Below are 25,250 nucleotides of genomic sequence, written 5' to 3' on the forward strand. Positions count from 1 at the left end.
AGGTTAGAATTTAAAGTGTGAGAATGCTTTATTAGCTTCCGCCATTTTGTGCGTATCGGTTTTCTTTTTAAAGGCCGCACCCTCTTCGCGGGACGCTGCCAAGATCTCTGCCGCAAGCTTCTGCGCCATAGACTTATCGTTTCTTGCCTTGGAATATTTGATGAGCCACTTCATCGCCATAGAGATTTTCCTGTCGGCACGAATTGGCATCGGGATCTGGAAGTTCGCTCCGCCTACCCTTCTTGAGCGCACCTCTACATGCGGCATCACATTGGTGAGGGCATCTTTCCAGATTTCAAGGGCGTCTTTCTCAGTTTCGCCTTTTTTCTTTTCTACAATATCGAGTGAATCGTAAAATATCCTGAATGCGATGGACTTCTTGCCGTCTAGCATCAGGTTGTTCACAAATCTTGTCACCAGCTGATCATTAAATTTCGGATCCGGCAGCAACGGTCTTTTTTTCGCTTTCGTCTTTCTCATTGTACTTTTACCTTATTTAATGATTACTTTTTCTTTCCTTTAGCATCTGCCGGTGCCTGCCCCGGTTTAGGGCGTTTCGCGCCGTACTTCGATCTGCGCTGCGTTCTTCCGTTCACGCCCGCGGTATCCAGCGCACCGCGCACGATGTGGTATCTCACTCCCGGTAGGTCTTTCACCCTTCCGCCTCTTACCAATACTATCGAGTGCTCTTGAAGATTGTGTCCTTCGCCCGGGATATAAGCGTTGACCTCCTTACCGTTAGAAAGCCTTACCCTCGCCACTTTCCTAAGGGCAGAGTTCGGTTTCTTCGGCGTGGTAGTGTACACACGGGTGCATACACCGCGTCTTTGCGGACAGGAATCAAGGGCAGCCGATTTGCTCTTCTTGGCAAGCGTGGCTCTTCCTTTTCTTACTAACTGTTGAATAGTAGGCATCTAAATGCTTTATTTTTAGGCTGCAAAAATAAGGATAAATTCCGAAACCGCAAGCAGTTACAAATAATTAGCTCGCAGGGATAAAAAAAATCTTAGAAAAAACGGAGCATCCCGGGGTTTCGCCCCCTTTTGCTTCGGTCTTCTCCCGGTCTGCCTTTCAAAGAGCAGCATTTTTCCGAACGGGACCGGAACAAACCTGGACTGAATCTCGAAGATATCTGCACATTAAAAAAATCTCCTCTGCAAATTTTGCGGAAAAATCTACCTTTGCCAAAACTACTCTCTTGAAAAAATTTTTACTCTTTCTGCTGATTTCTGTATGCTGCAGCGCACAAAGCGTTCTGCCGGAGGAAAAGGCGGCACTTATCAGGCTATACAACGATGCCGGCGGCGAGGGATGGGCAATCCCCTGGGATACGGATGCGGAGCCGAGCGAGTGGTACGGCATCACCACGGAAGACGGGCATGTGACGGAGATAAAGCTCAACTCCAACAACCTGAAAGGCAGGCTACCATCACTTGCAGCATTAACGAAGCTGAAAACCCTCTACCTGAATGCCAACAACCTCGGCGGGGATCTGCCGCAGCTGCCTCCGACGCTGAGGGCGCTGGACATCCGCGAGAATTCTTTTACCGGAGATATTTCCCTGGTCGCCGGCTCGCTTACCAACCTTACGGAGCTGAACTTAGGAGGAAACGCGCTCTCTGCCAGCAGTTTTTCATTTCTGCAAAATTCTCCCCTGATGGCTTCACTCGATCTCTCCGGATTCGGGCTAAAGGAAATTCCTGAGCCACTAGGCCGCCTCTCTTCCCTGGAAATTCTTAATCTCTCGGGCAATGAGATCCGGGATTTTTCAGCTCTGGCTAAGCTGAGCTCCCTGAAAGAATTAGATCTTTCCGGAAATCAGCTGGCAAAAGTTCCTAACGAGGCTTCTGCCCTGAAATCTCTGGAAATTCTGAATCTTTCCCAAAATAAAATCACGGACTTCTCTGCGCTCCATTCGCTCTCCGGTCTGCAATGGCTTTCCCTTGCAGAAAATGAATTGAAAGCAGCGCCTGCAGAGCTCGGGGCGCTGAAAGATCTGGCGCACCTGGATATGAGCGGGAATCGTTTGGAAAATTTTCAAATCCTCGGCCGCCTGAAAAATCTGCAGCTCCTGAACCTCGACCGGAATGAACTTAGCGCCATACCTGCTGAAGTGGCAGAGCTCCCGAGGCTGCAGTATCTCTCGCTGATCGGGAACCAACTCAGCGGGGAAATTCCGCAAAATCTTCCGGATATCGTGCAGCTGCAGAACAACCGCTACAGCCTTAATGAGATTAAAAACTTCCATTCCGCCAGGCGTTCGTTTACCGATATAGCCTACTCTCCGCAGAGGTATGACGAAACAGAAACGGTAGCCGCCAGAGAGGGCGGGGAAGCCACGCTGAAACAGAGCCTGCCCACGGATGTCTACAAAATCTCCTGGCTGAAAAACCTGGATGAGTACACAGGCGTGAGCACCAAAAACTTTCAGCTCGGCTCCATTAAAAAAACCGATTTTGCAGACTATACTGCGGAGGCGTATTACCTGGAGACTTCCGGCGGGGGGTATTTCGAGCTCTCCCTCTTCCGCGAGCCCGTGACACTTGCCGACGGCGCGCTGGGCACGGAGGAAGCTGATGCAAGCTTTGCCGTTTATCCCAACCCGGCGAGCGATTACCTCCACATCCGCTGCGGCGGCGAAAGGCTGGAATCTGCGGTAATTTTTGACCAGAGCGGCAGAGCAATCATCAAAACAGACAGCATTTCCGTCTCTGTAGCCGCCCTGCCGGCGGGGGTTTATACCATATTAATTAAAACCGAAGGAACCGTCCGGAGTTTTAAATTTATAAAAAAATAAGCTGTGGCGGGGCCTGGTTTTAAAACTATCCTTATAAATATATGTCAAGCATTCCTCTGAATTCGATACTTGATAACGATTTTTACAAAATCACGATGCAGTGCGCCGTGGTGCAGATGTTCCCGAGCGAGCGGGTGAAGTATTCCTTTATCAACCGCGGGCGCCACAGCTTCCCGGATGGCTTCGCCGATGAGCTCCGCAAGATCGTGGAGGCTATGGCGGGGCTGGGCCTCACCCGCGAGGAGAAGGCGTGGCTGCAGCGCACCTGCCCGTACATCAAGCTGCCGTACATCGACTTTCTGGAGGGCTACCGATACGACCCGGATGAGGTGAAAATCACGCAGAACGGGGCAGAGCTGGAGGTATCCGTAGAGGGCCTGTGGTACCGCACCATCCTATGGGAGGTACCGCTGCTTTCGCTTATTTCGGAGCTGCATTATGAGATGAACCACCTGGAGAGGGACTCCAATGAATCCGTGGTGCAGACCACCATGAGGAAAGCCGAAAAGCTGAACGAGCTCGGGGTGTCCTTCGCGGAATTTGGTACGCGACGCAGGCACTCCTACAAGGTGCACGACTTGGTGGTGGACTCCCTCATCAAAAGCCATAATTCTAAATTCATCGGCAGCTCCAATGTGCACCTGGCGATGAAGTACGGCATAAAACCCATAGGCACCCACGCGCACGAGTGGTTTATGTTTCACGCGGCGCAGTTCGGCTTTAAAATGGCAAACGCCCTCTCGCTGGAGCACTGGGTAGATGTGTACCGCGGCGATCTGGGCGTGGCACTCTCGGACACCTATACCACGGATGTTTTCTTCCGGCAGTTCGACAAGAAATTTGCGAAACTTTTCGACGGCGTTCGGCACGACAGCGGAGATCCACTGGAATTTGCGGACAAAACCATCGCACACTATGAGAAGCTCGGCATCAATCCTTTGTACAAATACATCATTTTTTCAGACGGGCTGAATCTGGAAAAGGTGGAGGAAATCACCAATTACTGCAGTGGGAAAATCGGGATCTCCTTCGGCATCGGCACCAACCTCACCAATGATGTGGGCCTGAAGCCGATGAACATTGTAATGAAGCTCACCGGCGTGATGGCGCAAAACGGCGACTGGATACCGACTGTAAAACTGAGTGACGAGAAAGGCAAATATACCGGAGACCCGAAAATGATAGAGCTAGCAAAAGAGTTTCTGAGAATCTGAAATTGAAGCCTTTTTCCTATTTTTGAAATATGGAAATTTTGTATATCGCTTTGGCGTTTTTGGTGGGTGCGGTTTTGGCGTATTTCATCGGGAAATCTCAGTCGGTTTCAAGGAAGGTGCACGAGGAACTGAATGCTAATTTTATCAAAAGCCAGTCGGATTTTGATAATTCCTGCAAGAAAAATGATGAACTGAGCCAACTGATTGATAATGAGCGGAAAACAAACCGCGAACAGACCGAAATTCTTTCCCAGCTGAAAAATGATTTCGCACGAATTTCTGCGGAGCATTCCTCTCTGAATTCTCAACTTTCTGAGCAGAAAAATCTTAACACAAAACAGAGCGAGGAAATTGCGTCGCTGCAAAAAAGCGGGCAGGATTATCACGCGAAAAACTCTGAGCTGGAGGCCATTAACAAAAATCTGGAACGCAGCCTTGCCGAGCAGAAAGAGGAGCTGAAGAAAATCCACGAGGCGGCGAAAAATGAGTTTAAAAACCTTGCGAACGAAATTCTGGAGGAGAAAACGAAACGCTTCACGGAAAGCAATAAACAAAACCTGGATATCCTGCTGAAGCCGCTTGGCGAGAACATCGAGAACTTTAAAAAGCAGGTGGATGAGGTTTACAAAAATGAATCCCGCGAAAGATTTTCGCTGAACAACACCATCAAGCTGATGATGGAGCAGACGAACAAAGTTTCTCAGGAAGCGAACAACCTGGCCGCCGCGCTGAAAGGCCAAACGAAAACGCAGGGTGACTGGGGCGAAATGATTCTGGAGCGAATTCTGGAAGATTCCGGGCTGACAAAGGGCAGGGAATATTTCGCGCAGCACACCATTACGAATGAGGACGGCGAAACGCAGCGCCCGGATTTCATCCTGAAACTTCCCGGCGAGCAAATTGTAGTCATCGATTCCAAAGTTTCGCTGAATGCTTATGAACGGATGTGTTCCGCGGAAAATGAGGAACAGCGGCTGCAAAACCTGGCGCTGCATACCGCTGCGGTGAAAAGGCACATCGATACGCTGGCCACAAAGCGCTACGACAACCTGAAGCAATCGCTGGATTTCACGATAATGTTCATCCCGATTGAGCCGGCGTTTCTTTCGGCGGTGCAGCACGATACGAACCTTTGGAACTACGCCTACCAAAAGCACATCATCCTGCTGAGCCCTACGAATTTAATCGCTTACCTGAAGCTAATTTCCGATGTTTGGAAACGCTCTGACCAGAAGGATAATGCCGAAGAAATTGCGAGAGTTGCCGGCGCAATGTACGATAAATTCGAAGGTTTCGTGCAGGATTTGCTGAAAATCGGGCGAAGGCTGGATGAGACGAAAAGCGATTACGAAACGGCGATGAAGAAACTTTCCACCGGAAGAGGCAACCTCGTGACTTCTGCACAAAGAGTAAAATCGCTGGGTGCGTCGGCGAAAAAGAATCTGCCGGAAGCCATTGTGGAAAGGGCCAATCTGGAACTTCCAGAAAACGGGGACAATTTATTCCCTGAAAACAGCGGCGAAGTATGACGATCGAAAGTCTTCAGAATGAGAAGGTGAAGCATTTGGTGCGGCTTTCCTCGGACAATCGTTTTCGCAAGAAATCGGGAACTTTCGTGGTAGAGGGCAGGCAGGAAAACGAGCGCGCTTTGCGGTTTGATTTTCAACCTGTAGAGTTTTTCATTTGTGAAAAAATTTTTGATGGAAAAATTCCGGAAGGAAAAATAAATTTCGTTTCCGAAAAGGTATATGAGAAAATCGCTTACCGCGGAAGCTCGGAAGGCATCATTGGAATTTACAATGAAAAAGAAAATCTACTGGAAGACTTTCAGCCGGAAGAAAACTCAGCCATCATAATTGTAGAAGGCGCGGAAAAACCTGGAAACCTGGGTGCTATTCTCAGAAGTTGTGAAGCTTTTGGAATAGATGCATTAATTGTAACTGATACAAAATCGGATTTTTACAACCCAAATGTGATTCGTTCAAGCGTTGGCTGTTTGTTTGGGATGAATTTTTTCTCGGCAGAAAGTTCAGCGGTTTTTGAATTTTTGAACAAAAACAATTTCAACATTTTCTCAACCTATATGGATGAAACGGCAGAAGAAATTCAGCGGAAAAATCTCACGAAAAAATCAGCGGTGATTTTCGGAACCGAGCATTCCGGAATTTCGGATTTCTGGAAAGGCAAGGCTGAGAATGTTTTAATACCTATGGCAGGAACTATCGATTCTTTAAATCTAAGCAATGCCGTTGCAATTACGAATTATGAAATTTTACGGCAAAAAATTACGAAATAAACATCCTTAATGAAAAAACTTATTTTTTTCATCATCACAGCGGTGTTTTCCGTCCTTGTTTTCGGGCAGAAGCCGAAAATCCGCATCCTCGCCACGGGGGGCACCATCGCCGGGGTGAGCAAATCGGCTACGGAGACCAGCTACAAGGCCGGTGAGCTCGGCATTTACACCCTCCTCCAGGCGGTGCCGGAGCTAAAAAATATTGCTGATGTCAGCGGTGAACAAATCGCGAACATCGGCTCTCAGGATATGAATGATGAGGTTTGGCTAAGCCTCGCGAAACGCTGCAACGAACTCCTCAACAAGGAGGGCTACGATGGCGTAGTGATCACCCACGGCACCGACACTATGGAGGAGACTGCCTACTTCCTGAACCTGACCGTGCACAGCAAAAAACCGGTGGTGATGGTAGGCGCAATGAGGCCTTCCACAGCGATGAGCGCAGACGGCCCGAGGAACCTCTACAATGCCGTAAGCGTGGCAGGGAACGGAGCCTCGCAGGGGCGCGGAGTTTTAGTGGTAATGAACGACCTGGTGCTGGATGCCAAGGATGTGATAAAAACAAGCACCGTGGCGGTAGAGACCTTTCAGGGGGCGAATTTCGGGCCGCTGGCACACATCCGCAACGGCATCCCGTACTATGGCAGAAATGTGGAGAACAGGCACACCTGGCAGTCGGGATTTAATGTGGAAAATTTAAAAAAACTCCCGAGGGTTGGCATCGTTTACGGCTATTCCAACGCTTCCGAGCTGCCAATGAGGGCGTTCATCGACGCAAAATTCGACGGGATTTTGCTTGCGGGGGTGGGCAACGGGAATCTTTACCGCACCAACTTTGAACTCGCCGCGGAAGCACAGCAGAAGGGCATACAGATTGTGCGCTCTTCCCGCGTACCTACCGGCGCAACGACGCTTGAAGCCGAGGTGGACGATGCCAAATACCACTTCGTGGCTGCGCAAAACCTCAACCCGCAGAAAGCGCGGGTGCTGCTAATGCTCGCCCTTACCAGGACCAAAGACTGGCAGGCGATCCAAAGGTATTTTAATGAATACTAATGCATTGCTTTCCTGCCGGTCTCTCCTACCGAAATTCCTATGGAAAAATGGAATATCTTTGCTAAACTAAATCATAAAGCATAATGGATAGTTTCAGAATAGAATCTGACCTTCTGGGTGAATTGAAAGTCCCTTCCAGCGCGTACTACGGCGTACAGACGCAGCGCGCCCTAGAAAATTTCCGTATTTCCGGGACCAAGATGGGCGACTATAAAGACTTCGTGAACGCCATAGCCTTTGTAAAACTTGCCGCAGCAAAAACCAATAACGAGCTGGGGCTCCTAAGCGACGAGCTCACAGGGGCAATCTCCGCGGCTTGCGAAGAAATCATCAGCGGTAAGATGCACGACCAGTTCCCTGTGGATATGATACAGGGCGGCGCGGGAACTTCTGTAAATATGAATGCCAACGAGGTAATCGCCAACCGCGCGCTGGAGATCCTTGGCCACAGCAAAGGTGAGTACCAGTACTGCTCCCCCAACGATCATGTGAACCTATCGCAATCTACCAACGATGCCTACCCTACCACCTTCCGCCTGGCAATGCTCAATATGAACAAAGAGCTGGTAAAGCATCTCGACCTGCTGATACAGGCATTCCGCGCAAAAGGCAAGGAGTTTTCAGATGTGATAAAGATGGGGCGCACCCAGCTGCAGGATGCCGTGCCGATGACTCTGGGGCAGGAGTTTGAAGCATTTGCTGCTACGCTTGAAGAAGAAATCATGCGCCTAAACAACAATGCCCACCTCTTCCTGGAAATCAATATGGGCGGTACCGCCATAGGCACCGGGCTGAATGCGCACCCGAGATATGCGCGCCAATGCGCCGAGAATTTAGCAAAAATCACGGGTTGGGAGTTTTTCTCCGCACCGAACCTGGTGGAAGCCACGCCGGATACAGGCGCTTATGTCATCTACTCCTCTGCGCTGAAGAGGCTCGCAGTAAAACTCTCGAAAATTTGTAACGACCTGAGGCTTCTCTCCTCCGGGCCGCGCGCCGGGCTGAATGAAATTAATCTGCCGCCGATGCAGCCGGGATCCTCCATTATGCCCGGCAAGGTAAATCCGGTGATTCCGGAAGTCGTGAACCAGGTATGCTTTAAGGTGATTGGGAATGATCTCACCGTCACTTTTGCCTCAGAAGCGGGCCAGCTTCAGCTGAATGTGATGGAACCCGTGATGTGCCAGTCAATCGTGGAAAATATCACTTTCTTAACCCGCGCAATGGACACTTTGAAGGAAAAATGCATCGACGGAATCACCGCCAACCGCGAGGTATGCTATAATATGGTGAAAAATAGCATCGGCATCGTGACGGCGCTCAATCCGCATATCGGCTACAAAAACAGCACGAAAATCGCTAAAGAAGCATTGGAAACAGGGGCTTCCGTTTATGACCTCGTGCTGAAGTATGACCTGATTCCTCAGGCAAAACTCGATGAAATCCTTGACCCGGCTAATATGCTGGTGCCGCATGTGTAATCACAGGCGACTCGTTTTTTTACCAATCCCTGCCGAACGGCTGGGATTTTTATTTAAAAAAGCACGGAGCAAGTTCCTTTACAAGTGTCGTTTTAAGACAAATTTTCATTATATTCGCAAACTTTAATTTTCGCAAGATTTGCAGGATGGAGACGAAGTTTGCAGAGTATAAAAGCCTGGACCTGAATGCGGTAGCAAGCCGCATCGCCAAGTTCTGGGATAAGAACGATACCTTCAAAAAATCGGTGGAAAACCGTGCGGGAAAGCAGGAATTCGTGTTCTACGAAGGGCCGCCTTCTGCCAATGGCCTTCCTGGAATTCACCATGTGATGGCACGCTCGATAAAGGATATTTTCTGCCGCTTCCAAACTCAGAATGGAAAGCAGGTTTTCCGGAAAGCAGGCTGGGACACGCACGGTTTGCCCGTGGAGCTTGGCGTGGAAAAGGAGCTTGGCATCACGAAGGAAGACATCGGCAAAAAAATTTCTGTGGCAGATTACAACGATGCCTGCCGCAACGCCGTGATGCGCTACACCGATGTCTGGAACGATTTGACACGGAAAATCGGCTATTGGGTGGATTTGGAAAATCCGTACATCACCTATGAGCCGAAGTATATGGAATCGGTGTGGTGGCTTCTGAAGCAGCTCTACCAAAAGGGGCTGCTTTACAAAGGTTACACGATTCAGCCGTATTCACCGAAGGCTGGCACAGGACTTTCTTCGCACGAGCTCAATCAGCCGGGAACTTACCGAGATGTAAGCGATACGACCGTTGTGGCGCAGTTTAAAATCCGTGAAATGTCGGATGCTTTGCGCAAGAAGCTGGATGCTGGAAGCTTTGATTCTCAGGAAATTTCAGGAGCAACTTGTGGCGGTGCTTTGCATTGGGAAGAGTTTGATAACGAGAGCCAAGATACAGGATACGAGACACAAGACATCCACATTTTAGCGTGGACGACAACGCCTTGGACTTTGCCTTCCAACACGGCACTTGCCGTCGGGAAAGATATTGATTATGTACTGGTTAAAACTTTCAACCAATATACTTTTGAGCCGGTAAACCTCATTTTGGCGAAGGTTCTTCTCCAGAAAAATTTCGGCAAAAAATATCACGAAGCTGAAAACAACGAAGCCTTTATCCAATTCAAGGCGGAAGACAAAAGCATCCCTTATCAAATTCTCGCCGAATTCAAAGGCAGCGATTTGGAGGGCACAACTTATGAGCAACTGATTCCTTGGTTTGCGCCGGATGAAGGTGCAGAAAAGGCTTTCCGCGTAATTACCGGAGATTTCGTGACTACGGATGATGGTACAGGCATCGTGCACATTGCGCCTACTTTCGGTGCGGATGACGCAAGGGTTGCCAAGGAAAACGGCATTCCACCGATGCTCGTGAAAGATGAGCATGGCAACCTGGTTCCGTTGGTTGATTTGCAGGGCAGGTTCATCGAGGGTGAAAATGTTCCCGAAGAATTTGCTGGAAAATACATTAAAAACGAATATTACGACGAAGGCGAAGCACCGGAAAAATCCTGGGATGTTCGGCTTGCGATTTTGCTAAAGGAGCAGAACAAGGCCTTCAAAGTTGAGAAATATTCGCACTCCTATCCGCACTGCTGGAGGACGGATAAGCCGGTACTTTACTACCCTTTGGATTCGTGGTTTGTGAAGATGACCGCCGTGAAAGACAGGCTAGTAGAGCTTAACAAAGAAATCAACTGGAAGCCGAAATCTACCGGGGAAGGCCGCTTCGGAAACTGGCTGGAGAATGTGAACGACTGGAATCTCTCACGCTCAAGATACTGGGGAATTCCGCTGCCTGTCTGGAGAACGGACGCTTCATCCGGGAAAAAGCAGGAAGAAAAAGTGATAGGCTCTGCAGAAGAACTTTACCAGGAAATCGAGAAATCTGTGGCGGCAGGCTTTATGGCGGAAAATCCGTTCAGAGGTTTTGAGCCGGGAAATATGTCCGATGAGAATTATGCAAAAATCGATTTGCATAAAAACATCGTGGACGAAATTACGCTGGTTTCCGATTCCGGAGAGCCGATGAAGCGGGAAAGCGATTTGATAGATGTGTGGTTTGATTCCGGTGCGATGCCGTATGCACAGCTTCACTATCCTTTTGAAAATCAGGAACTTATAGACGAAAGAAAAGCCTACCCTGCGGATTTTATAGCCGAAGGTGTGGATCAGACGAGGGGCTGGTTTTACACGCTGCACGCCATCGCAACTGCGGTTTTCGATTCGGTGGCTTATAAAAATGTGGTTTCCAACGGATTAGTGCTCGACAAAAACGGACAGAAGATGTCCAAGCGCTTGGGCAACGCCATTGACCCTTTTGAAACGCTGGAAAAATTTGGGCCGGATGCTACGAGGTGGTATATGATTTCCAACGCCAACCCTTGGGAAAACCTGAAATTCGACCTGGAAGGCATAGATGAGGTGCGCCGCAAATTCTTCGGCACGCTTTACAACACCTACTCGTTCTTTGCGCTCTATGCCAATGTTGACGGCTTTAAATATGAAGAAAAAGACATCGAAAACCGCCCTGAAATTGACAGGTGGATCCTTTCCGAGCTGAATATTTTGGCGCGTGATGTGAAGGAATTTTACGAAGATTACGAGCCTACAAAAGCAACGAGGGCGATTTCCACCTTTGTGAACGACAACCTAAGTAACTGGTATGTAAGGCTTTGCAGGCGCAGATTCTGGAAGGGCGATTATTCCGAGGACAAAATTTCCGCGTACCAAACGCTCTACACCTGCCTGGAAACCGTGGCAAAACTCTCTGCCCCAGTTGCACCGTTTTTTATGGATACGCTCTATCAGGATTTGAATTCCATCACCAAAAAAGATGCGGCAGAATCCGTGCACCTTACGGACTTCCCTGCTATAAATGAGGCACTTATCGATCAAAATTTGGTGGAAAAAACACGGCTTGCACAGCAGATCACATCTATGGTGTTTTCATTAAGGAAAAAGGAAAACATCAAGGTTCGGCAGCCATTGCAAAAGGTGATGATTCCTGTTTTGGACAAAATTACGGAAGCGCAGATTCTGGCCGTGGCAGAACTCATTAAACAGGAAGTGAATGTGAAGGAAATCCAGCTGATCGACGGTGATGAAGCGGCGAATTTGATTGTTAAACAAATTAAGCCGAACTTCAAAGCTCTAGGTGCAAGACTGGGCAAGGATATGAAAACCGTGGCAAATGAGATTTCTTCATTAAATTCTCAAAAAATTACGGAATTCGAAAAATCAGGAACGATGGAAATCGGCGGTTATGAGATTGGTTTGGATGATGTGGAAATCACCACGAAAGACATTCCTGGCTGGACTGTTACCAGCGAAGGAAGAGTGACCGTAGCTCTGGATTTGACCATTACCGATGAACTGAAAGCCGAAGGAATTGCACGGGAATTCATCAACAGAATCCAGAATTTACGCAAGGACAAAGGCTTTGAGGTAACGGATAGGATTGAGATTTCCCTGGAAGAAAATATGCATTTCCGCAAGGAACTGGAATTGAACGAAGGCTATATTTCCGGTGAAGTTCTGGCAGAAAAAATGAACTTCATCCCAGAAATTTTAGATGGTGAAAATCTGGAAATTGACGATGAGAAATTCACAATAAAAATTAGTAAAATTTAAAAAATACGAAAAATGACGGAAGAAAGAGCGAGATACAGCGATAAGGATCTGAAGGAATTCCGTGAGCTGATTCAGGCAAAAATCGAAAAGGCAGAGAAGGATTTGGCGCGGATTAATGAAAGTTTCATCAACGACCAGAACAACGGCACCGATGATACTTCGCCGACTTTCAAGGCGTTTGAAGAAGGTGCGGAAACGCTGAGCAAAGAGCAGAATGCAATTTTGGCAGGGCGGCAGGAAAAATTCATCCGTGATTTGAAGCACGCCTTAATCCGCATCGAAAACAAGACCTACGGCATTTGCAGAGTGACGGGCAAACTGATCCCGAAGGAAAGGCTGCGCGCTGTTCCGCACGCTACGCTAAGCATCGAGGCGAAAAATATGCAGCGCTAGTTTTTAACCGAAAATGCCGTGAAACTTCCGCTTCGTAAGCGGGAATTTTTAAAAATTTAAGAAGAACCTTGAAGAAAATCACACTCATTACGCTGTTGATTCTGCTGATAGATCAGGCATCGAAAATCTATGTGAAAACGCATTTCTACCTTGGCGAAAGCGTGGATGTTTTCCCGGGCTTCAAGCTCACTTTCGTAGAAAATCCTGGTATGGCGTACGGCTTTCATTTCGGCGGCCTACTTGGCAAATACCTGCTGGTAATCATCCGCATTTTCCTGATTGGTGGAATGGTTTACCTTTTCAGAAAATGGCTGAAGGAAGGCCGCACCACGAATTTCCTGCTGATACCGATGGCGATGATTTTCGCCGGAGCCATTGGCAACCTGATTGACGGGATGTTCTACGGTATGATTTTCGACAGCGGCACCGTGTACGATGAAGAGCTCGGCCGCTGGATCGATTACGGCGGTATTTCGAACCTTGTGCCTTTTGGCAAAGGCTATTCGGCATTTATGAAAGGCTGCGTGGTGGATATGCTGCATTTTCCACTGGTAGATACGCAAATCGGCAATACGCGCATCGAATTTTTCAAATACATCTTTAATGTGGCGGATTCTGCGATAACCATCGGCGTTGCTTTGCTGCTGATTTTCAGGAAGAAAGCCTTTCCAAACGGACTGGATTTTTAGAATTCCTTACCTTTGAAACGATGGAAGGGCTGAATTTAACAGAAAAACAAATCCGTACGCTTTGCCGAGATCACAATGTGGAAGCACTCTACCTTTTTGGCTCGGCGCTCAATGATAATTTTAATGATGAAAGCGACATAGATTTTCTGGTAAAATTTCTGCCTATTGATTTGCAGCATTATTTCCGGAATTATCTTTCGCTAAAGGAAAATCTTGAAAACATTTCCGGCAGAGCTGTGGATTTGGTAGAAGAGCAGAGCATAAAAAACCCTATTTTCCGCAAAAATATTGACCGCTCAAAAGTAAAAATTTATGGATGAAGCTGTGCTGAAATATCTTCACGACATCCAAAATTCCATTCTGGAAATTAATTCTTATTTTGAAAACAGGCCAAAGGATTTCTTTGAATATCAGCAAAATACAATGCTGAAAAGGGCGGTGGAAAGGGATTTGGAAATTATAGGTGAAGCAATGAACAGGATTTTGAAAAAAGACTGTTCTGTCACTGAGCAAATCCCGGAATCTCGTTCGATAATCAGCTTGAGAAACTTGGTAATCCACGCTTACGACAGTATTTCAGACGAAATTATCTGGTCCGTAATAACTCATCATTTGCCTAAATTACAGGGCGAAGTAGAACAACTCATTAACCATCACCAATAAAAAAATGGCACGCATTCTCACCGGAATTCAGGCAACAGGCACACCGCATCTCGGGAATTTGCTCGGCGCAATCATCCCTGCCATCGAGCTTTCCAAAAACCCAGACAACGAATCCTTCCTGTTCATTGCCAACCTGCATACCCTCACGCAAATCAAAAACGCGGATGAACTTCGCCAAAATACGCAACAAATTGCGGCTGCCTGGCTGGCTTTCGGACTGGATACGGAAAAAACGCACTTCTACCGGCAAAGCGACATCCCGGAAGTTTGCGAGCTGTACTGGTATCTCTCCTGCTTTTTCCCGTACCAAAGGCTCACGCTGGCTCATTCTTTCAAAGACAAAGCCGACAGGCTGGATGATGTGAACGCCGGGCTTTTCAGCTATCCAGTTTTGATGGCGGCAGACATCCTGCTGTACGATGCGGAAATTGTTCCAGTGGGAAAAGATCAGCTGCAGCATCTGGAAATGGCAAGGGATATGGGCGGAAGATTCAATCATCAGATGGGCGAGACCTTCGTGCTGCCAAAGGCTGAGCTGGAAGAAAGCACGAAATATGTGCCGGGAACTGACGGACAAAAAATGTCGAAATCGCGCGGCAACATCATCAATATTTTCCTGCCAGAAAAGCAGCTGAAGAAGCAGATAATGTCCATAGAGACGGATTCTACACCGCTGGAAGAACCGAAAAATCCGGACACCTGCAAAGTTTTCTCGATTTATTCCTTGGTTGCTGATGAAATACAGACTGAGGTTTTGCGCAAAAAATATCTTGCAGGAAACTTTGGCTACGGCCACGCAAAAACCGAGCTGCTGAATTTGATTTTGGATAAATTTTCCAAAGAGCGCGAAACATTCAATTATTTCATCGAAAATCCTGCCGAGCTTGAAGAAAAACTAAAGCACGGTGCCGAAAAAACGCGGCCAATCGCACAGGAAACTTTGGCAAGGGTTCGGGAAAGATTGGGGGTTTAGAAGAAATTTTTCAGCTCTTCCAATTTTTTGATAGTCGGAATATCCGAATCGAAATCATCATTAAAACGGTCGAAGAAAATTGCGCGAATTCCAAAGGCCAGTGCACCTTCAATATCGGCAATCCAATCATCACCTATCATTATCGAATTGGTTTTCAATGCATTAGCCTTGTTTAAAGCGTGGGCATAAATTTCAGGCTGCGGTTTCCTGATGCCAATATCATCGGCAGAAGTTATCGTGCTGAAAAATTTACCAATGCCAGAATTCTCGCACTTTCTCAGCGTTTCTTCACCAAAGCCGTTGGACAGGATATGCATCGTGAAGCCTTTATTCATCAGGTATTCCAAAATTTCTGCCGCACCTTCTACCAATTCGTTGAAATTCAGAATTTCTGAGAGAAAGGTATTTTCGAAAAACTGAGACAAGCCTAAATCGTCAATCCCGAAAAACAGGAAAGTATCGTAGAAACGGTGCTTCCGAAGGTACGCCTTGTCAATTTCCTTATCACGGATTTTCGCCCAAAGATTTTCGTTCACGGTGTAATATTCCCGATGAAATTCTTCAAACGAAATCCCGTACAAATCCTGAATCCTTTCCCGTGTAAATATCTGATTTAAAGCAAGATAGGCATTTCGGCGATAATCCCACAAAGTATTATCAAGGTCAAAAAAAATGTGCTGAATTTCCACAGCACAAATGTAAGCAATTCCGTTTTCAGGCTTCAATTTTTACAGACTACCACCCTACCTTTCGCAGTTTTAATCGCCGCAAGGCTTTGGGAATAATTCAGTAAAAATCGGATGGTTTCAGGCTTCGGCATTGCAGCCTTCACACTTAAAGCGTCGATTTTCTTCATTCGCGAGATATTTAGGTTTAAACCTAAAACGAAGAAAACCGAGGAATATTATTTCGTGAGCGTCACGGAATGCTCTTTCATTATTTTCCGCAGGTTCATCAGTGCGTAGCGCACCCTGCCCAAAGTTGTGTTGATGCTTGCGTCGGTTTGCTCGGCGATTTCCTTGAAGCTCAACCCGTCGAAAAACCGCAGCCTAATTACTTCCCTCTGATTTTCAGGAAGATAGGCAATTATTTTATGCAAATCTTCATTAATCTGCTGCTTCACCAAAATTTCTTCGATGCTTTCGGAAGGCTCTTTCAGCAGATCGAAAATCGAGAAATCCTCATTTTCATAGGTGGTTTCGGAAATGTGTTGCTGCTTGGTTTTCAGCCTGTAATGGTCGATAATCAGGTTGTACGCCACGCGCTTCGCCCAGATGATAAATTTCCCCTCCTCGCGGTATCTGCCTTCTTTCAGGGTAATGATGATTTTCACAAAGGTATCCTGAAACAGGTCATTTGCCAGCTCCTCATCTCTCACTTTTTTTAATATAAAGCTGAAAAGTTCGTCTTTATGGCGGCATATGAGGCTGGCGAGCGCTACTTCACTGCCAGCCTGATACTGCAGGATCAGCTGACTGTCGGGATCTGAAATCATAAAACACAGAATTATCGTGCAGCAATTCTGCAACTGCCATAAGCGCACGGGTTAATCTGTAGTTTTACTGAATATGTTTTCTTTTAGTAAAGGTTTCGGTGCAAATATAAAATTTTCCAGGAACTGTTGAAATTTATTAAACAACATTCCCCAATTATTTAAACAAATCCACCAGCAAAGGTATCGGCATATTCAGCGTAAGGCCGATGTTCAGGCCCTCCAGTTTCTTGCCCTTCAGGGTCTGATTTTTATAGGCAAAGCCATACCCGCCGGTGATGTCCAGCATACCGGCAATATTGAAGCCCGCCTTCGGCGCGATATATTTATCCGTAGCCTCCGCGCCTGCGAGGAAATACCAGGAATGGTAGAAATCCACATTCCTCCGGAAGTTAAACAGCACATCTGCCTGCGCCTTCGGCATAATGGCGAATTCCGAATTGGAAGACCCCATAAGCGCTGCCGCCCCCACACGGAATGCAACATCATCATGGCGCAGCAACAGAATGCGCCCCCCTACCTCGCCGAACCCGCTGTTCTGATACACATAGCCGATATGCACAAATTTATGCATCGTAAGCGGCTCCCGCGAACGAACCTGGGCATACAAGGAAAAATTGATAAGGAAAAAAAATACGGCAATCAGCTTTTTCATCTATTTAAAATCTGGGCGTAAATTTAAAACTTATCTTAAAATAAAAAACCGCCTCCAGAGAAACGGTTTTCAACCTATACCTATACCAAGGAATTCTATTAAATTCCGAAGGCCTTTTTAATATCATCCACCCTGTCCAGCTTCTCCCATGTGAAAAATTCCAGATTTTCAATAGTTCTGGATGTCCCGTCCGGCTTGGTGAAGGTTTTGGTCTCCACCTTATGCTCGCGCCCCATGTGGCCGTACGCCGCCGTCACCTGATAGATTGGGTTGCGAAGCTTCAGATTTTGCTCGATAGCATAAGGCCGAAGGTCGAAAAGCGCATTGATTTTCTCCGCAATCTCCCCGTCGGTAAGCTCTACTTTGGCGGTGCCGTAGGTATCCACAAAGAGGCCGCACGGCTGCGAAACCCCGATGGCATAAGACACTTGCACCAGCACCTCATCTGCCACGCCTGCGGCTACCAGGTTTTTCGCGATGTGGCGCATGGCGTATGCCGCACTCCTGTCCACCTTGGAGGGGTCTTTTCCGGAGAATGCACCTCCGCCGTGCGCCCCCTTACCGCCGTAGGTATCCACAATGATTTTACGACCAGTGAGCCCCGTGTCCCCATGCGGGCCGCCAATTACAAACTTGCCGGTCGGGTTGATGTGGTAAGTGATTTCGTTTGTAAAAAGCCTGGCGATTTCCGGCTTCTGGCGAGCGCGCACCGCAGGGATGAGAATGTTGATAATGTCACTTTTAATTTTTTCCAGCATTGCGCCCTCGCTGGCGAACTCGTCGTGCTGCGTGGATACCACGATGGTATCGATGCGCTGCGGTTTATGATCATCGGAATACTCTATGGTCACCTGCGCCTTGGCATCCGGGCGGAGGTAAGGTATGGTGCCGTTTTTGCGAAGGTTGGCGAGTTCGTACATCAACTCGTGGGCTAGGTCCAGCGCAAGGGGCAGATAGTTTTCCGTCTCGCTAGTAGCGTAGCCGAACATCATCCCCTGGTCGCCGGCGCCCTGCTTCTCGGCCTTGGTTTCAAAATCATCGTCCTCGGAGGCGCGGTCCACGCCCTGATTGATGTCTCCGGACTGCTCGTGGATGGCGGAGATGATGCCGCAGGAATCGCCGCTGAACATATATTCGCCCTTGGTGTAGCCAATATCATTAATGACTTTGCGTGCGATGGACTGCACATCCAGGTAGGTTTCGGACTTTACTTCGCCGGCGAGCACTACCTGCCCGGTGGTGACGAGGGTTTCGCAAGCCACTTTGGACTGCGGGTCGAAGGCCAGGAAGTTGTCAATCAGCGCGTCGGAGATCTGGTCTGCTACTTTGTCCGGATGCCCTTCGGATACGGATTCTGATGTGAATAGGTAGGACATAATTTCTTTTGTTTTTAAAATTTGCCCCGCGTGGATTTAACTGCGCAACTACAAAAGAAACTAAAATAGAGAATCTGTTTTAGCATTTTTTTGCGAGGTTGCAAGCAGTCAAATTTTTCCTCGGGGTTTTATAGCGGCAAAGGTAGTTTCTTTTTTTTAATCTGAAAAGTCTCCTTTATGATTTTTGGCAGGTGTGGGCCGATGCGCGCGCCCCGGATAGCAGCGGATACCCCGCAGGGAGCCGCGGAGCGAAGCGGAGCGGCGATACGAGGAGTAGGAGCGGATAGCCGGAAATGGCGCCCAAATTATTGCCGAACGCGGGGATGCCCATCGAAGTTGTAAAAATTTTAAAGTAAATTTGATTTCTGAAACTAAAAAATACCGCCATGGAGGGTAATAATATACGGAACAAGGCGCGCACGGAGCAGCCAAAACCGGTAATGAGCGATTTCCTGCTGCAGGAGGAGCTTGCGGGCTTCGTACGGGAGCGCATCCCGGAGCGCGTGGTATTCGCCGGGGGGGCGGGGGCGTACGGCACATTCATCACCTCGGCGGACCTGTCTCGCTACACAAGGGCGGAACTTTTTTCCAAAGCTGGGAACAGCTGCCGGATTTTCGCGAGATTTTCTTCTTTTTTCAATGAGAAAGGCACGCCGGACGGGGTGCGGGATGTGCGTGGATTCGCAGTGAAATTTATGCCGGAGGGCGGCGTGTGGGATCTTGCGGGGCAGAATTTCCCTGTGAGCTTCGTGGAAGATCCGGGGAAGTTTAAAACCCTGGTGCATGTGCTGAAGAAGAATCCCGAAACGAATACGGAGAACCGCGCCGCGGCCTGGGAGTTTTTTTCGCAGAATCCGGAGACGCTGCACCTGCTGCTGATGCTTTTTTCCGGGCGGGGGATCCCGGCGGGATATGGCAATATGGATGGCTTCGGGGTGAATACTTTTTCCTTCGTTAATGAAAATGAGGAAATTTTCTGGGTGAAATTTCACCTGAAAACCCGGCAGGGCATAAGGAATTCCGAAGAGGAAAATCCCGGCAGGCTGAATTTTGCGCAGTCGCTGGTGGATGATGTATCCTCGGGGAATTTCCCGAAGTGGAAAATGTATGCGCAAATAATGACGCCAGAGCAGGCACACGCGCTGGACTGGAACCCTTTTGACCCGACAAGGGTATGGCCGCACGGGGATTTCCCGCTTGCCGAGCTTGGCGAACTGGAACTGAGCAGCCTGCCAAAAAATTATTTCGAGGAAGTGGAGAAAGCCGCATTCTCCCCTACCAATCTCATCGACGGTATCGGGATCTCCCCGGACAGAAATCTTCAGGCGCGCCTCTTTGCCTACCGAGACGCGCAGCGCTACAGGCTGGGCACGCAGGCTGCGCAGCCACAGAGCAGCAACCCCCATATCCTCGGAGATTTCTCGCAGTACGAAACGGTTTCCTATCCGCAAGATCCCTACACCCAGTGCGGCTTATTCTATACCAAGGCCCTGAAAACGGATGAGGAACGCAGCAGGCTTGCCGAGAACATTGTGAAAAGTATGATAGAAATCTCCTCCCCGCGTAAAAATGATATTATTTTCCGGCAACTGTGCCACTTTTTCCGCGCAAATGTGGAGCTCGGGATGAAGATTTCAACCGGGCTGGGTATCAATATTGATATGAATATGATGAGCCACGCGGGTTTTTAGCTTAATTTTATCAAACATTAAATTTCAAAAAAAATGAATTTCGAAAATATCATCACAGAAAAAGATGGAAGAATCGCCACAGTCACCATCACCCGGCCGCAGGCACTGAATGCACTGAATGCCGCGACCATCCGGGAACTCAGCGAAGCATTTGAGGAACTTGGAAATGATGCGGATGTGCGCGCCATCATCCTGACAGGGGCGGGAGAAAAATCCTTCGTCGCGGGAGCGGACATCAAGGAATTCAGTGATTTTGGCGAAGAAAAGGCCACCGAACTTTCCAGAAAAGGGCACGAAAGCCTTTTTAACAAAATCGAAAATCTGAAAAAACCAGTGATTGCGGCGGTAAACGGTTTCGCGCTGGGCGGCGGGCTGGAACTGGCGATGAGCTGCCACATCCGCTACGCTTCGCAGAATGCGAAACTCGGCCTGCCAGAAGTTACCCTTGGGTTAATTCCTGGCTATGGCGGCACGCAAAGGCTGCCGAGGCTGGTGGGCAAAGGGCTTGCAAACGAAATGATTTTTTCCGCGAAAATGATTTCTGCCGAAAGAGCGAAGGAAATTGGCCTGGTAAATGAAGTATTTTCTGCGGAGGATCTTCTGCCAAAAGCCAAAGAACTCGCGGAAACCATCACGAAAAATTCACCGATGGCTATTGCCAAAGCCATCGAAGCCGTAAACCTTTCGGACGGCCCAGAAGGTTTTGAACGGGAAATAAAATCCTTTGGCGAACTTTTCGAAATGGATGACAAGAAAGAGGGCGTGGCTGCATTTTTGGAAAAAAGGAAGCCGGAATTTTAGTAATGGACGAAGAACTCATTCTTCAGGAGAGGCTTTTCTGGGCAATCTGCTCCTGGGCGAAATCCCGAAGTAAATATTAAAAATTGACCATTACAAAATTCGACAAAGCATATCTGAAAATGGCTCAGGAATGGGCGAAACTTTCCTATTGCCAGAGGAAAAAAGTAGGCGCGCTCATCGTGAAAGATAGGATGATCATCTCCGATGGGTACAACGGGACGCCTTCAGGCTTCGAAAATGAGTGCGAGGATGAAAGCGGAAATACCCATTGGTATGTGCTTCACGCTGAAGCCAACGCGATCCTGAAACTGGCTAAGTCCACACAGTCTGCAGAAGGTGCCACTCTCTACCTCACTCTTTCGCCGTGCCGAGAGTGCAGCAAACTCGTGCTGCAGGCGGGCATCCGAAGGCTTGTCTACATCGATGATTACTCGGATTGCAGCGGTATTGCCTTCCTGAAAGATCGGGGCGTGGAGGTATTGCAAATCCCGCAAATACAACTGATGAGCGACGAAATATGAGGTGGGATGATAGTATTTCTGATTTTGAAAACTACCTGAAGTTCGAGCGAAATCTTTCTCAAAACACCGTCGCCGCCTACCGCCGCGATGTCGTTAAACTGAAAAATCTCGCTGAAGACACCTCGCCCGAAACCCTCAGCTACGAGCAGCTGCAGGAGATACTGTACAGGCTCAGCCGGGAGGGCCTCGGCGAGAGGACGCAGGCACGCTGGATTTCCTCGGTGAAAACCTTTTTTAAATGGATGCTGGAGGAGGATTTCCGCAGTGACAATCCCTCCGCCCTGCTGGAAACGCCTAAGCTCGGCAAGTATCTGCCCGATACGCTCAGCTTTAACGAAATAGAAAAAATGATCGCCGCCATAGACCGGAGCGAGCCCACTGGCGAGCGGAACCGCTGCATAGTGGAGGTACTCTACGGCTGCGGATTGCGCGTCTCCGAGCTGGTAAATCTGAAAATTTCAGACATCAATTTTAAAGAAAACTACATCCGCGTGCTGGGCAAGGGTTCCAAAATCCGGCTGGTGCCGCTTGCCGATTTCACGGCAGAAGTCATTACCGCTTACAAAACCGGCGCACGGGCAGCGGGCATCATTCAGGCAAATTTTGAAGACTTCCTTTTCCTGAACAGAAACGGGCGACCGCTCACCAGAAATATGGTTTTCATCATCATAAAAAATCTCGCCGCGCAGGCGGGCATCCGCAAGAACATTTCGCCACACACCTTCCGCCACTCCTACGCCACGCACCTGCTGCAGAACGGCGCAGACCTCCGGTTTATCCAAGAAATGCTAGGCCACAGCAGCATTACCACCACAGAAATTTACACACACCTGCAGACCAGGGAGCTGCGCGATGCGATCCTGAACTGCCACCCAAGAAATAAAAAAATATGAAGCAAATGAGATTCTGTCCGCAATGCGGCAAAAAAAGCCTCCGCTGGGATGGCGAGAAAAAATGGGACTGCCCGGATTGCGATTTTGTTCTGTTTCACAACTGTGCGGCGGCAGTGGCCGTGGTAGTGAAGTGCGGCGAGGAAATATTGCTGACGCGTAGAAACCAGGAGCCCTGCAAGGGGAAGCTGGATCTGGCTGGGGGCTTCTCCGACCCCGGGGAATCGGCTGAGGAAACCTGCGCCAGGGAGCTGCGGGAGGAACTGAAACTAGAAGCCGCGCCGGGGGATTTTAAAATCCTCTGCACTATGCACAATGTGTATCATTACAAAGGCATCGACTACAATACGCTTGATATTTTCTTTGAGCTGAATCTCGCGGAGAAACCGGATCTCACCCTTGCCGAAGAAGAAATCGGAGAAGTACTCTGGCTAAAGAAATCTGAAATAAAGCCGGAAGAAATCGCCTTTGAATCCCAGAAAAAATTCTTCCGGGAATATCTTGCTCAGTAGTTGCCGCTCTTCAGCAGCCCGTCGAAATAGCTGACCAGCAGCTTGCTCTGTGCCTCGCTGAGCCGCGCATCGGGATGCTGAGCCACATAGCCCGGCAGCGGCATCCGCTTCTCGATAATGTCTGCCGAGGAATTCTGAAGCATATTTTGCTTCAGGTAATCATTGTAAGTGCCCCACTCGGAAAAATTTAGGTGGCGGCGGCCGGAATTGATGTGATTTTTTAATGACCAGGAAATTGGCGCTACATAAGCATAGTCGGGGTAAACGGTCTCGTTAGAGTGGCAGTCGTAGCAGGAATTTTTCAGCAGCTCGGCGATTTCCGGCGGAGTCTGCATCAGGTCTATGAAATTTTCACTTTTTTTCACCGGCTTATTGGTTCTGTCTACCGGGATGAACTGAATGAGCGCAAAAACAATCAGCGACCAGTAGAGTATGTCAAGAAGTTTTTTCATCATTTCTCAAATCCCAGGTTTCTACCATTTCCCAAAGCGCGCGGATTTCAATTGGCTTTTTGTAAATGTACACATCTTCTGCAGGCGTCCCCGACTGAAAATCAGCATAATCGTACACTCCGTTACCGTCATTATCCACCAAAATCCTCGCGGTGTACCGCCCCGGTTTCAGCGCGGAAAATTTTATCAAGCCTCCCTGTGTAAATTGGGAGTAAACTGGCTCAAATCTTTCATCCAGCAGCTGGAACCAAAATTTCGAATCCGGCGCATTTTTCAGTTGAAATGTGATGGTGCCGAAATCTTCGCGGCGGGCGGTTTCAAACTCAAAGCGATAAGAACTGGCGGGGCTTTCGTAATAGCTTCTCACGCTTCCTTTCGGGATATCCAGCTGCCACCGCCTAGAGGGCTCAAACTGAGATTTTACCAGAATTTTAAAGGGGTTGTCCGAAGAAATTTCGGCGGTAAATTGCTGGTTTATACTGTCTGTTTTCAGCGTCCATTTCTGGGTATCAATGGCGTGGATTTCATAATTGGAAACGATTTCAAAACTGTTTTCCGGATGAATGGAGCCGCCGCTGTAGCTCTGCAGCGTCATCTCATTTTTAGGGCTCATCCGATAGAAAATGGAAGCCGTGCCGCTAAGGGTATCCGCCCTGTAGCGGAATTTCATGTTTTCACTTTTGCCCTGCCCAAGGTTCTGTGCCTGCGCATCGAACCAGATACGCACGCTGTCGGATCTCGTTCTGTGCGTGGTTTTGTATTCCGTGAGCCTTTCATCTTCCGGGGAAATTTCCACCTGCTCCGGCCCGCCCTCGAAAAGCATCAGGATACCGCCAGGCACCTCCCGCGCTTCGGAGAACCTCAGCCTTTTTTTTACGGGCATCAGGCTCAGTTTCATCCCTGAAATATTTTCATTTAAATCAAAACCGCTTTTCAGAAATGCCACCGATTCCTTGCCGGCATCGTAAGCGGAATTCTGATTTTCATCATTGAAAGCCAAAATTCGGTACCGCCCCTCCGCAAGGTAAGACAATTCGAAATACCCGTCTGGGTCGGCCCTGGTGATGTAGTAAGGTTTTTTGGTAAAATCTGCCCGGCCTGCCGTTTCAGGGTAAAGCCCCACCACAATATTGCTCTTCGGGTCCCGCTGCTCGGCTCCGCTGCCCTTCATCGCGTCGGAAACCTCGCCGCTGATGTAGAGGTTATCAATCTCAGGCCCCGTGGAAAAGGCAAAATTGAAATACGGTAGAGCGTTCCCCTCGTTCAGGTCTGCAATGGCGTTCCCAAAATTGAAACTGTAGGTAGTGTTTGGCTGCAGATCCTCCTCCCACCGGATTAGGATGTACCTGTTGCCAAGGTTGCTGGGCAGTATCCTTTTAATGTGCCTTATCTCCGGGGTAATGGTAAGGTTTCGGCTAATGTCCCTTAGCGTGATGAGCTCATTAAACTCCAGCCTCAGCTCGCGCAAATCGGTAGGCACATTTATTCGTGTGGAGTCTATATTTGCCTTTACAAACTTCGGGGCTATGGTATCCCTCGCACCGCCCACGGGCGAACCCACTCGGGCGCAACTGCCGAGGACCAGGGCGAAAAATATGAGAGAAAGCCAGCGCTTCATTTGAGAAATTTACACAAAAATAGG

The 25,250-nt window shown here is 48.4% G+C and carries 26 protein-coding genes; 17 read left to right on the top strand and 9 right to left on the bottom strand.

Annotation, left to right across the window (positions count from 1 at the left end):
• Nucleotides 1-3: 3 nt before the first annotated feature.
• Both rpsG and rpsL read right to left on the bottom strand, forming a co-directional pair.
• Complete coding sequence (gene rpsG, locus BUB43_RS01650; RefSeq protein ID WP_073177684.1) at nucleotides 4-480, bottom strand: 30S ribosomal protein S7; 477 nt, start codon at nucleotides 478-480, stop codon at nucleotides 4-6.
• A 23-nt stretch (nucleotides 481-503) separates the two neighbouring features.
• Entirely contained in the window at nucleotides 504-914 is a 411-nt protein-coding gene (rpsL, locus tag BUB43_RS01655) for a 30S ribosomal protein S12 (RefSeq protein WP_073177686.1), read from the bottom strand.
• A gap of 284 nt (nucleotides 915-1,198) precedes the next feature.
• Here rpsL and BUB43_RS01660 point away from each other — a divergent pair, with 284 nt between their 5' ends.
• From BUB43_RS01660 to trpS, 12 genes are all read left to right on the top strand, one after another.
• Nucleotides 1,199-2,797 (top strand): leucine-rich repeat domain-containing protein, encoded by a 1,599-nt coding sequence (locus tag BUB43_RS01660; protein WP_073177688.1) that lies wholly within the window; start codon nucleotides 1,199-1,201, stop codon nucleotides 2,795-2,797.
• Between the two features lie 41 nt (nucleotides 2,798-2,838).
• On the top strand, nucleotides 2,839-4,011 hold the full coding sequence (pncB, locus tag BUB43_RS01665; RefSeq protein ID WP_073177689.1) for a nicotinate phosphoribosyltransferase: 1,173 nt from the start codon (nucleotides 2,839-2,841) through the stop codon (nucleotides 4,009-4,011).
• Between the two features lie 29 nt (nucleotides 4,012-4,040).
• Complete coding sequence (gene rmuC / locus BUB43_RS01670) at nucleotides 4,041-5,540, top strand: DNA recombination protein RmuC (RefSeq protein WP_073177691.1); 1,500 nt, start codon at nucleotides 4,041-4,043, stop codon at nucleotides 5,538-5,540.
• Nucleotides 5,537-6,307, top strand: a complete 771-nt coding sequence (locus tag BUB43_RS01675; RefSeq protein WP_073177693.1) for a TrmH family RNA methyltransferase — start codon at nucleotides 5,537-5,539, stop codon at nucleotides 6,305-6,307. The genes rmuC and BUB43_RS01675 overlap by 4 nt, the downstream gene beginning before the upstream one ends.
• A 9-nt stretch (nucleotides 6,308-6,316) precedes the next feature.
• Nucleotides 6,317-7,363 (top strand): L-asparaginase 2, encoded by a 1,047-nt coding sequence (gene ansB / locus BUB43_RS01680; RefSeq protein ID WP_073177694.1) that lies wholly within the window; start codon nucleotides 6,317-6,319, stop codon nucleotides 7,361-7,363.
• A gap of 83 nt (nucleotides 7,364-7,446) precedes the next feature.
• Complete coding sequence (aspA, locus tag BUB43_RS01685; RefSeq protein WP_073177696.1) at nucleotides 7,447-8,844, top strand: aspartate ammonia-lyase; 1,398 nt, start codon at nucleotides 7,447-7,449, stop codon at nucleotides 8,842-8,844.
• Nucleotides 8,845-8,990: 146 nt separating this feature from the next.
• Nucleotides 8,991-12,500, top strand: a complete 3,510-nt coding sequence (ileS, locus tag BUB43_RS01690) for an isoleucine--tRNA ligase (RefSeq protein ID WP_073177698.1) — start codon at nucleotides 8,991-8,993, stop codon at nucleotides 12,498-12,500.
• Nucleotides 12,501-12,512: 12 nt separating this feature from the next.
• Nucleotides 12,513-12,893 carry a TraR/DksA family transcriptional regulator gene (locus BUB43_RS01695; protein WP_073177700.1) on the top strand — a complete coding sequence of 127 codons (381 nt, stop codon included), beginning with the start codon at nucleotides 12,513-12,515 and terminating at the stop codon, nucleotides 12,891-12,893.
• Nucleotides 12,894-12,961: 68 nt separating this feature from the next.
• Nucleotides 12,962-13,582 carry a lipoprotein signal peptidase gene (locus BUB43_RS01700; RefSeq protein ID WP_073177702.1) on the top strand — a complete coding sequence of 207 codons (621 nt, stop codon included), beginning with the start codon at nucleotides 12,962-12,964 and terminating at the stop codon, nucleotides 13,580-13,582.
• Between the two features lie 20 nt (nucleotides 13,583-13,602).
• Nucleotides 13,603-13,902, top strand: a complete 300-nt coding sequence (locus BUB43_RS01705) for a nucleotidyltransferase family protein (protein ID WP_073177704.1) — start codon at nucleotides 13,603-13,605, stop codon at nucleotides 13,900-13,902.
• Complete coding sequence (locus BUB43_RS01710) at nucleotides 13,895-14,245, top strand: HepT-like ribonuclease domain-containing protein (RefSeq protein ID WP_073177705.1); 351 nt, start codon at nucleotides 13,895-13,897, stop codon at nucleotides 14,243-14,245. The genes BUB43_RS01705 and BUB43_RS01710 overlap by 8 nt, the downstream gene beginning before the upstream one ends.
• 4 nt (nucleotides 14,246-14,249) lie before the next feature.
• Nucleotides 14,250-15,218: a tryptophan--tRNA ligase gene (trpS, locus tag BUB43_RS01715; RefSeq protein WP_073177707.1), complete on the top strand. Its 969-nt coding sequence runs from the start codon at nucleotides 14,250-14,252 to the stop codon at nucleotides 15,216-15,218.
• Here the strand turns inward: trpS and BUB43_RS01720 are convergent.
• The 5 genes from BUB43_RS01720 to metK all read right to left on the bottom strand — a co-directional run bounded on the left by BUB43_RS01720 (nucleotide 15,215) and on the right by metK (nucleotide 18,741).
• A complete protein-coding gene (locus tag BUB43_RS01720) occupies nucleotides 15,215-15,907 on the bottom strand; it encodes a YjjG family noncanonical pyrimidine nucleotidase (RefSeq protein WP_073177997.1) in 693 nt (230 codons plus the stop codon). The genes trpS and BUB43_RS01720 overlap by 4 nt on opposite strands.
• Nucleotides 15,908-15,939: 32 nt before the next feature.
• Complete coding sequence (locus BUB43_RS11410) at nucleotides 15,940-16,074, bottom strand: hypothetical protein (protein ID WP_260200445.1); 135 nt, start codon at nucleotides 16,072-16,074, stop codon at nucleotides 15,940-15,942.
• 48 nt (nucleotides 16,075-16,122) lie between these two features.
• Nucleotides 16,123-16,713, bottom strand: a complete 591-nt coding sequence (locus BUB43_RS01725) for a sigma-70 family RNA polymerase sigma factor (protein WP_073177709.1) — start codon at nucleotides 16,711-16,713, stop codon at nucleotides 16,123-16,125.
• 154 nt (nucleotides 16,714-16,867) lie between these two features.
• A complete protein-coding gene (locus BUB43_RS01730; RefSeq protein WP_073177711.1) occupies nucleotides 16,868-17,365 on the bottom strand; it encodes a hypothetical protein in 498 nt (165 codons plus the stop codon).
• Nucleotides 17,366-17,463: 98 nt separating this feature from the next.
• The gene (gene metK, locus BUB43_RS01735) at nucleotides 17,464-18,741 is read right to left on the bottom strand and encodes a methionine adenosyltransferase (RefSeq protein WP_073177712.1); all 1,278 of its coding nucleotides are present in this window, start codon (nucleotides 18,739-18,741) and stop codon (nucleotides 17,464-17,466) included.
• Nucleotides 18,742-19,127: 386 nt separating this feature from the next.
• Between metK and BUB43_RS01745 the strand changes: the two genes are divergently transcribed.
• The 5 genes from BUB43_RS01745 to BUB43_RS01765 all read left to right on the top strand — a co-directional run bounded on the left by BUB43_RS01745 (nucleotide 19,128) and on the right by BUB43_RS01765 (nucleotide 23,156).
• Complete coding sequence (locus BUB43_RS01745; protein WP_073177716.1) at nucleotides 19,128-20,432, top strand: catalase; 1,305 nt, start codon at nucleotides 19,128-19,130, stop codon at nucleotides 20,430-20,432.
• Between the two features lie 33 nt (nucleotides 20,433-20,465).
• Nucleotides 20,466-21,233, top strand: a complete 768-nt coding sequence (locus BUB43_RS01750; RefSeq protein WP_073177717.1) for an enoyl-CoA hydratase/isomerase family protein — start codon at nucleotides 20,466-20,468, stop codon at nucleotides 21,231-21,233.
• Nucleotides 21,234-21,322: 89 nt separating this feature from the next.
• On the top strand, nucleotides 21,323-21,754 hold the full coding sequence (locus tag BUB43_RS01755; protein ID WP_073177999.1) for a deoxycytidylate deaminase: 432 nt from the start codon (nucleotides 21,323-21,325) through the stop codon (nucleotides 21,752-21,754).
• Nucleotides 21,751-22,647: a site-specific tyrosine recombinase XerD gene (xerD, locus tag BUB43_RS01760; protein ID WP_073177719.1), complete on the top strand. Its 897-nt coding sequence runs from the start codon at nucleotides 21,751-21,753 to the stop codon at nucleotides 22,645-22,647. Before BUB43_RS01755 ends, xerD begins: the two co-directional genes overlap by 4 nt.
• A gap of 5 nt (nucleotides 22,648-22,652) precedes the next feature.
• Nucleotides 22,653-23,156, top strand: a complete 504-nt coding sequence (locus tag BUB43_RS01765) for an NUDIX hydrolase (protein WP_317615150.1) — start codon at nucleotides 22,653-22,655, stop codon at nucleotides 23,154-23,156.
• On the opposite strand, the gene BUB43_RS01770 is transcribed toward BUB43_RS01765, so the two are convergent.
• Both BUB43_RS01770 and BUB43_RS01775 read right to left on the bottom strand, forming a co-directional pair.
• Entirely contained in the window at nucleotides 23,150-23,611 is a 462-nt protein-coding gene (locus BUB43_RS01770; protein ID WP_317615151.1) for a heme-binding domain-containing protein, read from the bottom strand. The two genes, BUB43_RS01765 and BUB43_RS01770, sit on opposite strands and share 7 nt — an antisense overlap.
• On the bottom strand, nucleotides 23,592-25,226 hold the full coding sequence (locus BUB43_RS01775) for an Ig-like domain-containing domain (protein WP_073177723.1): 1,635 nt from the start codon (nucleotides 25,224-25,226) through the stop codon (nucleotides 23,592-23,594). The genes BUB43_RS01770 and BUB43_RS01775 overlap by 20 nt, the downstream gene beginning before the upstream one ends.
• Nucleotides 25,227-25,250: the final 24 nt, after the last annotated feature.

Origin of the sequence: Cruoricaptor ignavus (assembly GCF_900141665.1) — a bacterium.
GTDB lineage: Bacteria > Bacteroidota > Bacteroidia > Flavobacteriales > Weeksellaceae > Cruoricaptor > Cruoricaptor ignavus.

Excerpts from the sequence above, each read along its gene's own strand:
- BUB43_RS01725 (WP_073177709.1), bottom strand. The coding sequence starts at position 16,713 with ATGATTTCAGATCCCGACAGTCAGCTGATCCTGCAGTATCAGGCTGGC.
- BUB43_RS01770 (WP_317615151.1), bottom strand. The coding sequence starts at position 23,611 with ATGATGAAAAAACTTCTTGACATACTCTACTGGTCGCTGATTGTTTTT.
- ileS (WP_073177698.1), top strand. The coding sequence starts at position 8,991 with ATGGAGACGAAGTTTGCAGAGTATAAAAGCCTGGACCTGAATGCGGTA.
- trpS (WP_073177707.1), top strand. The coding sequence starts at position 14,250 with ATGGCACGCATTCTCACCGGAATTCAGGCAACAGGCACACCGCATCTC.
- rmuC (WP_073177691.1), top strand. The coding sequence starts at position 4,041 with ATGGAAATTTTGTATATCGCTTTGGCGTTTTTGGTGGGTGCGGTTTTG.
- aspA (WP_073177696.1), top strand. The coding sequence starts at position 7,447 with ATGGATAGTTTCAGAATAGAATCTGACCTTCTGGGTGAATTGAAAGTC.
- BUB43_RS11410 (WP_260200445.1), bottom strand. The coding sequence starts at position 16,074 with ATGAAGAAAATCGACGCTTTAAGTGTGAAGGCTGCAATGCCGAAGCCT.
- BUB43_RS01705 (WP_073177704.1), top strand. The coding sequence starts at position 13,603 with ATGGAAGGGCTGAATTTAACAGAAAAACAAATCCGTACGCTTTGCCGA.
- BUB43_RS01730 (WP_073177711.1), bottom strand. The coding sequence starts at position 17,365 with ATGAAAAAGCTGATTGCCGTATTTTTTTTCCTTATCAATTTTTCCTTG.
- BUB43_RS01750 (WP_073177717.1), top strand. The coding sequence starts at position 20,466 with ATGAATTTCGAAAATATCATCACAGAAAAAGATGGAAGAATCGCCACA.
- rpsL (WP_073177686.1), bottom strand. The coding sequence starts at position 914 with ATGCCTACTATTCAACAGTTAGTAAGAAAAGGAAGAGCCACGCTTGCC.
- xerD (WP_073177719.1), top strand. The coding sequence starts at position 21,751 with ATGAGGTGGGATGATAGTATTTCTGATTTTGAAAACTACCTGAAGTTC.
- BUB43_RS01775 (WP_073177723.1), bottom strand. The coding sequence starts at position 25,226 with ATGAAGCGCTGGCTTTCTCTCATATTTTTCGCCCTGGTCCTCGGCAGT.
- BUB43_RS01675 (WP_073177693.1), top strand. The coding sequence starts at position 5,537 with ATGACGATCGAAAGTCTTCAGAATGAGAAGGTGAAGCATTTGGTGCGG.
- rpsG (WP_073177684.1), bottom strand. The coding sequence starts at position 480 with ATGAGAAAGACGAAAGCGAAAAAAAGACCGTTGCTGCCGGATCCGAAA.
- BUB43_RS01765 (WP_317615150.1), top strand. The coding sequence starts at position 22,653 with ATGAGATTCTGTCCGCAATGCGGCAAAAAAAGCCTCCGCTGGGATGGC.
- pncB (WP_073177689.1), top strand. The coding sequence starts at position 2,839 with ATGTCAAGCATTCCTCTGAATTCGATACTTGATAACGATTTTTACAAA.
- BUB43_RS01710 (WP_073177705.1), top strand. The coding sequence starts at position 13,895 with ATGGATGAAGCTGTGCTGAAATATCTTCACGACATCCAAAATTCCATT.
- BUB43_RS01745 (WP_073177716.1), top strand. The coding sequence starts at position 19,128 with ATGGAGGGTAATAATATACGGAACAAGGCGCGCACGGAGCAGCCAAAA.
- metK (WP_073177712.1), bottom strand. The coding sequence starts at position 18,741 with ATGTCCTACCTATTCACATCAGAATCCGTATCCGAAGGGCATCCGGAC.
- BUB43_RS01695 (WP_073177700.1), top strand. The coding sequence starts at position 12,513 with ATGACGGAAGAAAGAGCGAGATACAGCGATAAGGATCTGAAGGAATTC.
- ansB (WP_073177694.1), top strand. The coding sequence starts at position 6,317 with ATGAAAAAACTTATTTTTTTCATCATCACAGCGGTGTTTTCCGTCCTT.